Origin of the sequence: Colwellia sp. 5_MG-2023, from assembly GCF_030547795.1 — a bacterium.
Lineage (GTDB): Bacteria > Pseudomonadota > Gammaproteobacteria > Enterobacterales > Alteromonadaceae > Colwellia.
In genome coordinates this window covers 15,311-29,593 of record NZ_JAUOPW010000029.1, presented here as the reverse complement: position 1 = coordinate 29,593, position 14,283 = coordinate 15,311, and the positions used below count along the sequence as shown (strand labels likewise).

The 14,283-nt window shown below is 38.0% G+C and carries 10 protein-coding genes; all 10 read left to right on the top strand.

Translation table 11 applies throughout. The features are described 5' to 3' along the window. Positions 1–4 precede the first annotated feature (4 nt). The 10 genes from ribD (at position 5) to Q4496_RS15455 (ending at position 14,214) form a co-directional block, all read left to right on the top strand. The gene (ribD, locus tag Q4496_RS15500) at positions 5–1,183 is read left to right on the top strand and encodes a bifunctional diaminohydroxyphosphoribosylaminopyrimidine deaminase/5-amino-6-(5-phosphoribosylamino)uracil reductase RibD (protein ID WP_215973632.1); all 1,179 of its coding nucleotides are present in this window, start codon (positions 5–7) and stop codon (positions 1,181–1,183) included. Between the two features lie 66 nt (positions 1,184–1,249). Next, complete coding sequence (locus Q4496_RS15495) at positions 1,250–1,921, top strand: riboflavin synthase (RefSeq protein ID WP_215973604.1); 672 nt, start codon at positions 1,250–1,252, stop codon at positions 1,919–1,921. A gap of 80 nt (positions 1,922–2,001) precedes the next feature. After that, entirely contained in the window at positions 2,002–3,111 is a 1,110-nt protein-coding gene (gene ribB, locus Q4496_RS15490; protein WP_215973605.1) for a 3,4-dihydroxy-2-butanone-4-phosphate synthase, read from the top strand. Between the two features lie 222 nt (positions 3,112–3,333). Beyond that, positions 3,334–3,705: a hypothetical protein gene (locus Q4496_RS15485; RefSeq protein ID WP_252727543.1), complete on the top strand. Its 372-nt coding sequence runs from the start codon at positions 3,334–3,336 to the stop codon at positions 3,703–3,705. A 123-nt stretch (positions 3,706–3,828) separates the two neighbouring features. After that, on the top strand, positions 3,829–5,214 hold the full coding sequence (locus Q4496_RS15480) for a TolC family protein (protein WP_303610783.1): 1,386 nt from the start codon (positions 3,829–3,831) through the stop codon (positions 5,212–5,214). After that, positions 5,211–6,779 (top strand): efflux RND transporter periplasmic adaptor subunit, encoded by a 1,569-nt coding sequence (locus tag Q4496_RS15475; RefSeq protein ID WP_303610782.1) that lies wholly within the window; start codon positions 5,211–5,213, stop codon positions 6,777–6,779. The genes Q4496_RS15480 and Q4496_RS15475 overlap by 4 nt, the downstream gene beginning before the upstream one ends. A gap of 17 nt (positions 6,780–6,796) precedes the next feature. Beyond that, entirely contained in the window at positions 6,797–9,964 is a 3,168-nt protein-coding gene (locus Q4496_RS15470) for an efflux RND transporter permease subunit (protein WP_303610781.1), read from the top strand. A 111-nt stretch (positions 9,965–10,075) separates the two neighbouring features. Further along, positions 10,076–12,727: a TonB-dependent receptor gene (locus Q4496_RS15465; RefSeq protein WP_303610780.1), complete on the top strand. Its 2,652-nt coding sequence runs from the start codon at positions 10,076–10,078 to the stop codon at positions 12,725–12,727. Between the two features lie 36 nt (positions 12,728–12,763). Continuing rightward, a complete protein-coding gene (locus tag Q4496_RS15460) occupies positions 12,764–13,486 on the top strand; it encodes a PepSY domain-containing protein (RefSeq protein WP_303610779.1) in 723 nt (240 codons plus the stop codon). Beyond that, positions 13,483–14,214, top strand: coding sequence for a PepSY domain-containing protein (locus Q4496_RS15455; RefSeq protein ID WP_215973611.1), 732 nt, complete (start codon positions 13,483–13,485; stop codon positions 14,212–14,214). Before Q4496_RS15460 ends, Q4496_RS15455 begins: the two co-directional genes overlap by 4 nt. The last annotated feature ends 69 nt before the right edge of the window (positions 14,215–14,283 follow it).

Here is a 14,283-nt window from a genome sequence, read left to right as displayed (position 1 = left end):
TCAAATGTATAGCAGAGAAGATCATCAATACATGGCCTTAGCAATTAAGCTTGCTAAACAAGGGCGCTATACAACATCACCAAATCCTCGGGTAGGTTGTGTATTGGTCAATAAACTTGACGGTAAAGAGCAAGTAATTGGTACCGGCTTTCATCAAAAAGCAGGGCAGGGTCATGCAGAAGTTAATGCATTACTTGATGCTAAACTTAATTACCCTCACCTTATTGAAGGGGCAACCGCGTATGTTACTTTAGAGCCGTGCAGTCACTTTGGTAGAACACCACCTTGTGCCCAAGGGCTAATTAATGCCAAAGTAAAACGGGTTGTTGCCGCTATGGTTGATCCCAACCCTGAAGTTTCGGGTCGTGGTCTAGCAATGCTTCAAGAAGCTGGGATTCAAGCTGAATTTGGGCTTTTAGAAAGTGACGCAAAAGCACTAAATCTTGGCTTCATTAAAGTCATGACCCACTCTTTACCTTATGTTCGGGTTAAGTTGGCGGCGAGTCTTGATGGTAAAACTGCGATGAAAAGTGGTGAAAGCAAGTGGATTACGTCAAGCGACGCAAGATGCGATGTACAAAGATTAAGAGCGCAAAGCTGTGCTGTAATTTCGGGTGCAGATTCTATTTTAACTGATAATGCTAAAATGACCGTACGTTGGTCTGAGTTGGGAATATTAAAAGATAGCTACCCTGAAGGTACGGTTCGCCAACCGGTTAGAGTTGTTATTGATAGTCGTAACCGGCTTACACCTGAGTTAGATTTTTTTAAGCAAGTATCGCCGGTTATTTTAGTTCGAAGAGAATTAGATGAAATAGGCCTTGAAAACATTCATAAATGGCCGCATTTTGTAGAACAAGTCCAAGTTTCTACGATTAAGACTAAGTCAGGGAAAGACAATATTGATTTAGCTGCGTTATTGATATTGTTAGCAGATCGCGGTTTGAACGATGTATTAATTGAATCGGGAGCTCGCTTAGCAGGAGCTTTTATCGAACAAAACTTAGTTGATGAGTTAATCTTATACCAAGCACCTAAACTTATGGGGGCAGAGGGTAAAAGTTTAGTTGAAATGCCGAATGTGAATAAATTACTAGAGGCTAAATCATTATCAATTACCGACGTGCGCCAAGTAGGCTGTGATATTCGAATTACAGCAACACTAGAAAAAGAAAGCGCCTAAATAGATATTATTTCTGCAACAGAGGCTTAAATAATATATCTAACTATAAAATAAATGAGAGTAGCTATGTTTACCGGAATTATTGAAGCCATTGGCACTATTAAAGCAATAAATATAAATGCTCAAGGAGCGCGCTTAGTTATTGCTAGTAATAACCTTGATATGAGCGATGTTAAATTGGGTGATTCAATTTCTACTAATGGCATTTGCTTAACGGTTGTTGAATTTGATCAAAATAGTTATAGTGCTGATGTGTCAAATGAAACATTACAGCGTACAGGCTTTGCTCATTATAATGTTGGCATGCAAGTTAATCTAGAAAAAGCTATGTTAGCAAGTACCCGTTTTGGCGGGCACATGGTGTCAGGGCATGTTGATGGTGTGAGTGAAGTTTTATCTATTACCAATAATGGTAATAGTATCGAATATTGGCTTTCAATGCCTGCAGATCTAGCTCATTATATTGCAGAAAAAGGCTCCGTTACTATTGATGGCACAAGTTTAACCGTTAATGCATTAGATGAAAGTTCAAATAGTAAATTTAGATTAACTATTGTGCCGCATACGGTGAAAGAAACAATTTTTGCTCATTATAAAGTGGGTACAAAAGTTAATTTAGAAGTAGATTTAATCGCACGATATTTAGAGCGTTTACTTACAAAAGAAGCAACTGAAATGCCAGCTGTTACATCAAATGTGACTGAATCTTTATTGAAAAAGTCAGGCTTTATTAAATAATAAATAACTTACGCTTTTAGCTAAATTTTTAAAATTATTATCAAATAAGTAATCAACAACAAGTAATCAAAGAGAACCTAATGAATTTAAATACCCCACAAGAAATAATCGACGATATTGCTTTAGGTAAAATGGTTATTTTAATGGATGATGAAGATCGAGAGAATGAAGGTGACTTTATCATGGCTGCAGAAAAGGTAACACCTGCTGCAATTAACTTTATGGCAACTCATGGTCGTGGGCTTATTTGTATGCCAATGACGCAAGAAAAGTGTGAAAAGTTAAAATTACCTTTGATGGTAGATAAAAATGACGCACAGTTCAGTACAAATTTTACTGTTTCAATTGAAGCGGCGACCGGTGTTACAACGGGTATTTCAGCTGGTGACAGAGCTACAACAGTACTTGCTGCTGTCGCTAAAGATGCGACGCATTTAAGTATTGTTCAACCGGGACATATTTTTCCATTGATTGCTAAAGATGGTGGCGTACTTAACCGTGCAGGACATACTGAAGCAAGTGTTGATTTAGCACGTATGGCTAACTTAGAGCCGGCAGCGGTTATTGTTGAAATTTTAAATGAAGATGGCACCATGGCGCGCCGTCCAGATCTAGAAATCATTGCTGAAAAACACGGTATAAAAATGGGTACCATTGCTGATCTGATTGAATTTAGAAATGAGACAGAAACAACGATTGAACGTGTATCACAATGTAAATTACCGACCGCTTTTGGTGAATTTGATTTAATCGTATTTAAAGATACCATCGATGGTCAAGCACATTTTGCTTTAACCAAAGGCGAAATTAAAGCTGATGAACCTACGCTAGTAAGAGTACATTTAGAAAATACTTTTAGAGATTTGTTATTTAGCCAGCGTGAAAGTGTCGCAAAATGGCCTATGGCAAGTGCCTTAGAAAAAATAGCGAAAGAAGGCGGGGTTTTAGTGCTATTGGGTAAACATGAATCACCAGCAGAATTAATTAATTTAGTTGAAAAATATGCTAAAATTGATGCAGGCGAAACGGTAAAAGAAGTTAATCGTCATGTTGGCTCGCGCAATGTTGGTGTTGGCTCACAAATACTTGCGAATTTAGGTGTGAGTAAAATGCGTTTGTTAAGCTCACAAACTAAATATCATTCGTTGTCAGGTTTTGGCTTAGAAGTTGTTGAATATATTCCTGAGTAATAAACCTATACCCGTTACCAATCAAGATGCGTATTTCAGAGTGCTTGAATGATAACGGGTATATACTTGCTTTAACGTATTTTGACTTTTTGATGAAAGTAAAAGTAAGGTGATAGGGTCTTGTTTATAGCTAGCCTATTTTTTGCTAGCTTAGCCTACAAGCGATAAGACCCTATAGTGGTACATTTAATGATTAACACGAAACGCAAATAGTAATATTGCATGAAACCAGTACGTAACAACATAGTTATAGTGATGCTGATGCTAGTGGCCTTTATCGGTCAAGCAATGGCAAGCACTGCTATGTCTTATTCTGGCGCTTCTTGTGTTGATGGGGATATGGCGAATACAATGCCAATGATGTCTCATGATCATATGTTACTTGATGATAGTGATAAAAAAACAGCGATGATGGCTTCAATGGATTGCTGCCAAGATGATTGTAAATGCCCTAGTAATGGTTGTTTAAGCCTTTCATTTTTACTGAATACATCCCTTAACTCCCAAGTTTTTTCAGATAAAAAAATTACACAGTTCCCCTCTCTAAATAAATCACAAGCTAGCTCTTCACTATATCGCCCACCCATTTCGTAACTTCACGGCACACTTGTGCCTAAAATTCTTATAAACCGTGTCTCTCTACATTAATTACTCATAATGTGTGAGCTAACATAATTGAATTATTCTCAACATTTACGCATGTAAAGAGAAAGAAGTATGAATAAATATAACGCCTTATATAAACGCATCACTGTCTTCGCAGCTATGCTCATTATCGTATTCTCAAGTCATAGTTATGCCGCTGAGCAGGGATTGAGCTTTACTCAAGCGATTAAAATCGCGCAAAAAAATGATCCTTGGCTTGATGGCAGTCGTCATAAACAAAAATCAATTGAAGCTTTAAGCTTTGTTGCCAATACACAGCCGGATCCTAGCGTGTCTGTTACTTTTGTTAGCTTGCCTACCGATGGCTTTAACTTTGACCAAGAAAACATGACACAATTTAAAGTAGGTGTTTCTCAGATGTTTGGTCGTGGTGATAGTCTGGAAATACGCAGTAAACAATTACAATTGCAGTCACAAGAGCAACCGTTTAAACGTAAAGATCGAGAAAATAAAGTTGCAGTTACTGTAGGTAGTTTATGGCTTGATTTATATCGAGTACAGGAGAGTATTCGTATAATCGAAACAAGCCGCAATTTGTTTGAACAGCTAAGTCAGTTGGCCGAATCGAGTTATAGCAGTAATTTAGGTGGAACACGGCAAGTTGATATTGTGCGTGCTCAACTTGAACTAACTCAGTTAGAAGATAGATTAAATCAGTTAAAGCTTGAGCAAAACCGTTACCAAGGCATGCTAGAGCAATGGCTAAGCCATTATTGGACAACAGGATCTTTATCAGAAGATTTAGATACGAACAACAATACGTTAATAAGGCTCATTGGTAGTGAACTTCCGCAATTAGATCTTTACCGGAAGGAAGCTCTTTATGATGAAAAACAGCTAAAACCTAGCCAGTTAGCACTAATTTTAGCTCGTCACCCGGCGGTACAAGCCGTTGATAAAAATATTGAAGCTACTCGTATTGGGGTAAATTTAGCGGAACAAAAATATCAACCACAATGGGGCGTAAATGCTAGCTATGGCTATCGTGCAGATGACTCTTTTGGTAATAGCCGAGCCGATCTTTTCTCGATAGGTGTTGTGTTCGATCTTCCTTTATTTACTGGTAACCGACAAGACAAAGAAGTGAGCTCTGCCATTGCTAACACTGAAGTGATCAAAACAGAGAAACTATTATTAATTCGTCAGTTGATATCGGCTTTTGCTAGTGCGAAAGGTCAATTTTTTCGTATTAAAGAAAGGCAAACACTCTATATAGAACGGTTACTACCGCAAATTCAGCAACAAGTTCAGGCTTCTCTAACGGCCTATACAAATAATGAAGGTGACTTTTCTGAAGTAGTACGTGGATGTATTGCAGAGCTTAATGCTCAGATCGAATTTTTAACAATTAATACCCAAGAACAAAAAATCATTTTAGAAATTAATTACTTTCTTGCTGATAACGCAATGAAGTCAGACATGAGTGCTAAATTATGAGCGTAAACCCAACAAATAAAAAGAGCTTAATAATAGGAATTATTATTGGTTTAACGTTAGCTTTATTAATTAGTTTTATTGTGATGTCGTCTATGATGAATAAATTACATAGTCCGACAACAGTTGAGGCAAAGGAAGAAGAACCACTTTATTGGGTTGCACCAATGGACGCAAACTTTAAAAAAGATAAACCTGGTAAGTCACCGATGGGGATGGATCTTGTTCCTGTTTATGATGATGGCGGCGCAGGTCCTGATGAAGGTGCTGGTACAATCCGCATTTCTTCCAATGTTGAAAATAACTTAGGTGTAAGAGTTGCTAAAGCAGAAATAAAACCTTTAAATTCGATAATAAATACTGTTGGTTATGTCACTTACAACGAAGAACAATTGGTTAATGTTCATTCTCGTGTACAAGGCTGGATTGAAAAGCTTTATATCTCAGCAGTAGGCGACCCTGTTACAAAAGGCCAAGCCTTATACGATATTTATTCTCCTGAATTAGTAAATGCACAAGAAGAATTCTTACTGGCGTTAGATCGTAAGAATAATCGACTTATTAGTGCAGCTCAAAATCGTTTAGCAGCATTACATTTACCCCAAGAAGCGATTAAAAGATTACGTGCTACACGTGAAATTCAACAGAATGTAACTTTCTATGCAATACAAAGTGGTGTTGTTGAAAGTTTAAGTGTTAGAGAAGGTGTATTTGTTAAACCTGAAACCATGATGTTATCAATTATCGATTTGAGCCAAGTATGGGTAAAAGCAGAAGTATTCGAACGTCAAGCTTCATTATTAGCAATGGGGAATGATGTTGTGATGACGTTAGATTATTTACCTAATAAAGAGTGGCAAGGAAAAGTCGAACACATACATCCCATGCTCAACCCTAAAACTAGAACAGCAATTGCACGTTTACGATTTGATAATACCAACAACGAACTTAAACCTAACATGTTTGGACAAATTACTATTCAAACCTCAGGTAATGAAAGTGCGCTACTTATCCCGAAAGAAGCACTGATCAGAACGGGCAAACAAAATCGTGTTGTTCTTGCATTAGGCGAAGGTAACTACAAGTCTATTGAAGTTAAGGTAGGGCGCTATAATGAAAACAGCGTTGAAATATTAGCAGGCTTAGCTGAAGGTGAGAATGTTGTAAGTTCAGCTCAATTCTTATTGGATTCTGAATCAAGTAAAACTTCTGATTTTAAACGTATGGAACCTGAAAACATTGAAGAAGAAATTTATGAACCATCATCCGTTTGGGTAAACGCTCAAGTAGAAAGCACTATGGCTGATCATAGAATGTTAACCCTAATTCATGATCCTATCCCTGAATGGAGCTGGCCAGAAATGACCATGGATTTTACGGCGATAGATGCGGTAGATTTTTCTCAGCTAACAGAAGGTCGACATGTTCGCGTTAAAATAAGTAAAAAAGTAACAGGAGGTTATCAGGTTATAGACATTGATGTATCTGATACTGAAATGCTTGATCAGCAAATGTCTGATGACCTAATGCCTAATGACAAGTCTGTCATTGATCATTCACACCACTAATATAGGAGTTTATATTTATGATTGCTTCTATAATTCGTTGGTCCGTTGGGAACCGTTTTTTTGTGTTACTAGCAACCTGTTTATTGGTGGCTGCAGGGGTATATTCTGTTAATAAAACGCCGATTGATGCCTTGCCAGACTTGTCTGATGTACAAGTCATAATAAAAACAAGTTATCCAGGCCAAGCACCTCAAGTGGTGGAAGAGCAAGTCACTTATCCTATGACTACCGCTATGTTGTCAGTACCAGGGGCTGTTACTGTGCGAGGTTACTCTTTTTTCGGTGATTCGTATGTTTATGTGATTTTTGATGAAGATACCGACTTATATTGGGCTCGCTCACGCGTACTTGAATATTTAAGTCAGGTTGTGCCTAATTTACCCAGTAATGCTAAATCTCAATTAGGCCCTGATGCCACAGGTGTAGGCTGGGTTTATTTATATGCCCTTATCGATAAAACAGGGCAACACGATTTAAGTGAACTACGCAGTTTACAAGATTGGTTTTTAAAATATGAGTTACAAACCCTGTCAGGTGTATCAGAAGTTACCGCTTTAGGCGGTATGGTTAAACAATATCAAGTCCATGTTGATCCTGAAAAGCTACGCGCTTTTGGTATTCCGCTTTCTCATATCCAAAGGGCTATTCAACAAGGCAATCAAGAAATTGGGGCTTCAGTTATCGAGATGGCTGAAGCCGAATACATGGTGCGAGCGACAGGTTATTTAAAAAGTATTGATGATCTAGAAAATATTCCTTTAGGTGTTAACGACAATGGTACACCTTTGCTGTTAAAAGATGTCGCCGATATTGGTACAGGTCCACAAATGCGCCGAGGTATTGCCGAACTTAATGGTGAAGGCGAAACTGTTGGCGGTATTGTGGTTATGCGCTTTGGTGAAAATGCTCAACAAGTAATTAATCGCGTAAAAGCAAAACTTGAAGAACTTAAAAAAGGCCTCCCTGAAGGCGTTGAAATTGTGCCTGTTTACGATCGTTCAGCGTTGATTGAACGTGCGGTAAGTAATTTAGGTTTTAAACTGCTAGAAGAGTTTGGTGTTGTCGCTTTAGTTTGTATTGTTTTTCTGTTTCATGTGCGCTCCTCTTTGGTGGCTATTGTAAGTTTACCTGTGGGAATTTTAACAGCTTTTATCGTTATGCATTTTCAGGGGCTTAACGCTAACATCATGTCGCTTGGTGGAATTGCGATTGCGATTGGTGCCATGATAGATGGTGCAATCGTTATGATAGAAAACATGCATAAGCATATGGAAAAGCTAACATCTCAAGGAAAGAAATTAACTAATGAAAATCGCTGGCAAGTAGTTATTGATTCAGCCAGTGAAGTTGGACCTGCATTATTTTTCAGTTTGATGATCATTACTGTTAGTTTTATCCCAGTATTTACCTTAGAAGCACAAGAAGGGCGAATGTTTGCGCCATTAGCTTTTACTAAAACTTATGCCATGGCTGCTTCTGCTGCATTGGCTATCACTTTAGTTCCTGTTCTTATGGGCTACTTTATTCGCGGCAAAGTATTACCTGAGCATAAAAATCCAGTAAATAGATTTCTAACCTATCTTTATATGCCAGCTTTAAAAATCGTGTTACGTTTTCCTAAAATCACGTTATTAGCAGCCTTAGTTGTACTGGCTATTGGAATATATCCACTAAATAAAATTGGCAGTGAATTTATTCCACCACTCGATGAAGGCGATTTAATGTATATGCCCACAACGTATCCTGGAATATCTATCGGGCAAGCTCGACAGCTATTACAACAAACCGATAAATTGATCAAAACAGTACCAGAAGTTAAAACGGTATTTGGTAAAATGGGACGGGCAGAAACCGCTACCGATCCTGCACCATTAACTATGATTGAAACCTTTATTCAGTTTAAACCGCAAGATCAATGGAGAGCTGGCGTTACTCCTGAAAGTTTAAAAGCTGAGTTAGACGCACTGGTTAAATTACCGGGTGTGACTAATGCGTGGGTTATGCCGATAAAAACTCGCATTGATATGTTAGCCACAGGCATCAAAACACCTGTTGGGATCAAAGTAGCAGGGGCTGATCTTTCTGTTATTCAAGATATAGGTAAGCAGCTAGAAGTTATCCTGCAAGAGGTTCCTGGTACGGCATCTGTTTATTCAGAGCGTGTTGCTGGCGGACGTTATGTGAAAATTGACATTCAACGCGCGAAGGCTGCACGTTATGGGTTAAATATAGCTGAGATACAGCAAGTTATATCAACAGCTATTGGTGGTATTAATGTAACAAACACGGTTGAAGGGCTAGAGCGTTATCCCGTAAATTTACGTTATCCTCAAGATTACCGTGATTCACCAGAGCAAATATCTTTGTTGCCTATTGTTACACCTACAGGGCAGCGTATTTCATTAGGCGATGTAGCTAATGTCTTTATTGAAGATGGACCGCCAGGGATCAAATCTGAAAATGCACGTTTAAACGGTTGGTCGTTTGTTGATATAGAAGGTGTCGATATAGGTACTTATGTTGAAGCTGCTCAGCAAGTTGTTGCAGATAAACTAAAACTTCCAGCAGGTTATTCAATTACATGGGCAGGCCAGTATGAATATATGGAGCGCGCTAAAGCTAAGTTAGCTTACGTTGTGCCATTAACCTTATTCATTATTATCATCCTACTATATTTAAACTTTAGAAATGTGATTGAAGTCGCGATGATCATGGGTACTTTACCTTTAGCAATGGTAGGCAGTATTTGGTTAATGTACCTTGAGGGCTTTAACTTTTCGGTAGCTGTTGGCGTTGGTTTTATTGCCTTAGCAGGTGTCGCTGTTGAAATTGGTGTCATTATGTTGGTTTATCTCAACCAAGCTTATAAAGAAATGCTAAATGATCATCAAGAACGAAACATAGACACGACAAAAGCGGATGTGCTGCAAGCTGTTTTACATGGCGCAGGTTTACGTGTTCGCCCAGTAATGATGACAGCAGCAGCGATAATTGTTGGTTTACTGCCTATTTTATACGGAACAGGAACGGGATCAGAAGTAATGAGTAGAATAGCAGCGCCTATGGTTGGCGGTATGTTAAGCGCGGTAATTTTAACGCTATTAATTTTACCTGCATTATTTTACCTATGGCGTATTAGTCATTTAAAAGCAATTACGGCTCAAGAGAATAAGGTATCTTCTTAATAATACAAGCTTATTTATTCTACCAATGCACTAAATGCGGCAATATGTCACACCCAATAATACGTTCTCATTGGTATCATCACATCAATTTTATTGACAGTGGTGATTCCCATGAAAAAATCTCTATTATTTACAGCTATGCTGGTCGCGTTTAACTGTAATCAATCTTATGCTGAAGTACAGAATGATGGTATAGAAAAAATGACGGTTACGGGCTCTCATATTAAAAGAGCTGATCTTGAAACGGCGAGTCCGCTTAGCGTTATTACCGCAGAGCAAATTGCATTGAGCGGTATTGTTAACGTAGAAGACTTATTACAACGTATGTCTTTCTCTGCTGGAGTTGCTGGTAATGCGACTAATGCCTATTGGACTAGTGGTGGCTATGGCACAGCACAAGTTAACTTACGTGGTATGGGAATAAAGCGTACTCTAGTCTTACTTAATGGCCGTCGTATGGTTAATGGGGGCACAGGTGCTAATAGCTCTGCTGACTTAAATACTATTCCTACCGGCATTATTAAACGTATTGAAATACTAAAAGATGGCGCTTCTGCTATTTATGGTGCCGACGCCGTTGCAGGTGTTGTTAATATTATCACTAAAGATGATATTGATGGTGTTACCTTTATGGCAAAAGCAGGGGCTAGTGATGAAGGTGATGGTGAACACCAAGAGTTCAACTTAAATATTGGCTCTACTTTTGATCGTGGTAATTTTATTTTAAGTGCGAACTATGTCAATACGGAAGCGGTAAGGCAATCAGATCGTATTGATTGTGCTAAAGAAGAAATAGTTCATGATGATGGTACAAGCGAACTTTCTTGTTTTGGTAGCTCAACCACTGAAGGGGGCAGAGCATTACTAGCCGATGGTCAAAGTGTACAATTCAACCAAGACACACAAGGTGATGGTAATGCTTATGAAGCATACGATTCGCAAAAACATGCTTTTACTTGGATACCTTATTTAAATGCAGTCAGTCCCAGTCAGCGCCTTAACCTAGCGGCAACGGTTAATTATCAGTTAACAGAGCAGGTAAATTTATTCACCGAAGCAATGTACAGTAATCGTCAGTCAGAGCAAATTGTTACGCCAAGAAGCCTCAGTAGTATTTATGTCTCTAAAGACTTTGATTATAACCCTACAGGACAAGATTTAGAGTTAACAAACAGGCGGAATACCGAATTTGGTGCTCCTTTTTTCTTTCAAGAAACTAACACTATTCGCTTAGTTTTAGGATTAAACGGCGAGTTTAGCAATAACTGGCACTGGGATACAGCGTATAACTATAGCCGTAATACGGGTAATGACGGTTGGACATTTGATTTAGACAGCGCCAAAGCAGCAGATACATTAAATGAAGATGTATGTAGCTATGAAGAGGGCGCAAGTATTCCGTGTGGTGATTGGTTTGGTGTAGATGAGTTGAGCCAAGAAGTGATTGACTATGTTAAATATCGAAGAGAAGGAAATGGCGGCAATGAAATGCGATCTTTCACTTTTAACTTAGGTGGTGATTTAACAGAGCTACCTGCCGGAACTTTAGCTTTTGCAACAGGGATAGAGCATAGATATGAAAGTGGCTGGCGTAATCCTGACTCAACAGTATTAAGTAACGGTGGCGAAGACACTATTGATGGTGATTTTAATGTAACAGAGGCTTTTGTGGAGTTTTCTATCCCGCTGCTTTCTGACCTACCTTTGATGAAATCGCTACACGCCGAAGTGGCTAGCCGCTATGCTGATTACAGTACGTTTGGCGATAAAACGACATACAAACTTGGTTTAACATGGCAAATTTTTGATAATCTAATGGTACGTGGTGTTAAATCTAATGCTTTTAGAATACCTATGCTAACAGAGCAATTTGGCGGCACTAATTCAGAAAATTTAAGAACTATTGACCCTTGTGAAGGCGCAACAGGTGCTATTGCTACCAATTGTTTAGCGGCTGGCGTTCCTGCTAACTTTGAACAAGACGGTACCACTGTATTGACAGCCGTTGGAGGAAACCCTGATGTTAACCCTGAGTCTGCTGATACACTGACTTTAGGCATTGTATGGCAAGCAAGCTTTCTTGAAGGTTTATCTGCAACAGTTGATTATTTTAATATCGAAATCGATGATGCTATTACTGCCGTGAATGGCTCAGATGTACTGAAACTGTGTTACACCGACCCCAATGCCTATAGTGAATATTGTGATAGTTTTTCACGCCATAGCGTAACAAATCAAGTTATCTCGCTAAATCAAAGACCAGTGAATGCTGCACAAGAAAAAGTTAGCGGTGTAGATTTTAACGTACAGCATAATGGGGAAATTAATGGTTTCAATACTAAAATTGAACTTGAAGCAACTCGTTTATTAGCTCACGAAAATACACCTTTACCAGGGCAGGCTATTAACGACCTTCTGGGTAAAATAACCGAAGATCAAGGTAGTTATACAAAATGGCGTGGTAATTTAGGTTTTACCTTAGAAGCTCAATCTTGGGCTACTCATTATGCTATTAGGTATATTGGTGGTGCTGATGATGTTAATGGTGGAGGTCCTATTGGGAGCTCAGTACCGAGTATTACTTATCATGATGTTCAAGCAAGTTATCAGGTGAATAATAACTTTAGTTTATCAGCGGGTATTGATAATCTCTTTGATAAGAGCGCGCCTTTCTTAACTTCTTGGAATGATGCTAATACCGATGTGATGACTTATGATTTGCTCGGTCGACGTGGTTATTTAAAACTGAACGTGAACTTTTAATTTAGTTTTAATGAATAATATTGAAGGAAGAATCTCATGTCATGGTATCGGAATAGCAGAAAATATCATAAATGGTTAATGCTGTTTGTTGGCTTTCAATTTGTTGTTTGGTCAGTATCTGGTGCCTTCATGGTGATTTTTGATCTTGATTATATTCATGGTGATAGCTTGATTGTTAATGAGCCAGGGGTGTTGAATAAGTCTCAAATTAATTATTCTATTGCCAAGCTCTATAGGCATTATCCTAATGCGAAAAATGTAGAGCTAACAAACTTACAGGGGAATGCTGTTTATCGTTTTAGTAACGATAAAGGCAAGCATCTACTCAATGCTGATACTGGGAGCTTACTTTCGCCTATTAATGAAAATTATGCTGTAGGCATCGCCAAATATTCATACATACAGCCAGATACAACGATCAAACAGGTGAGTTTGATTACAGAAAATCCTCCTTTTGAATTAAGCGCTAGGCATTTACCTGTGTGGCGAGTTGATTTTGAGGGTTTTTCTAATCCAAGCCTATATATTAGTACGCTAACAGGAGAGATAGTCACAAAAAGACATCTCTTTTGGCGGATATTTGATTGGATGTTTAGTTTTCATGTGATGGATTATGTGGAAGAAGATGCCAGTAATAAGCTGTTATTTGTCTTTATTGTATTATCGTTAGTCGCTAGCTTGTTTGGTTTAATACTCACTTATTTTTACGTATTCAAACGAAATAGCAATAAAAAGAAAATTGTAAAGGAGAGTGTATGAAATTAGTTAAATGCCTACACAAATGGCTCTCTGTTCTTGTTGCTATACAGTTATTTATTTGGCTTGGTAGCGGTTTGTTTTTTAATTTGATGGATTCTACTAAAGCTAAAGGAAATGAGAATCTAGTCAGCAATTTAGCGGTAAAGAAGATAGACCATAAGCGCCTATTAGAGCCAAGTTATATTCTTAGCCAATTCAATAAAGAACAGCCTCAAAAGCCGGTAAATTCAATAAAATTGATTCAATTAATTGATCAACCTTATTATCTACTTAATCATTATTTGGGTTTGTATCAACATTTTTATAATGAACATTCATTAGTTAATGCGTATACAGGTGAAATGAAAACTATTGATAAAATAATGGCGCAAACGTTAGCTATTAGCACTTATAGTGGTAGGGGAAATATAGGTGTAACTGAGAGGATATCACCGCCTATTGATGATTTTCCAAAAGAAAAAAACATTGTCTGGCGAGTTAACTTTGATGATGAGTTATATACCAGTGTTTATATAGATGCTAGTTCAGGGAGAGTCGTTGGGCATAGTAATGATGATAAGCGCTTTGCTGACTTTTTCTTTATGCTACATTTTATGGATTATGGAACATTAGGCAGTTTTAATAATTGGCAAATAATACTATTTTCAATATTAACATTAATGTTTTGTATCACAGGTTTTGTTTGGACGTTGGATTTACTAATCAAAGGACGTTATAAAATAAGGTAGGGGTTAGTAGCAGAGTATAGCAAGGGAAGAAAGCGAAGTAAGTTTGAATCGGCTAATCATTGCTAATAT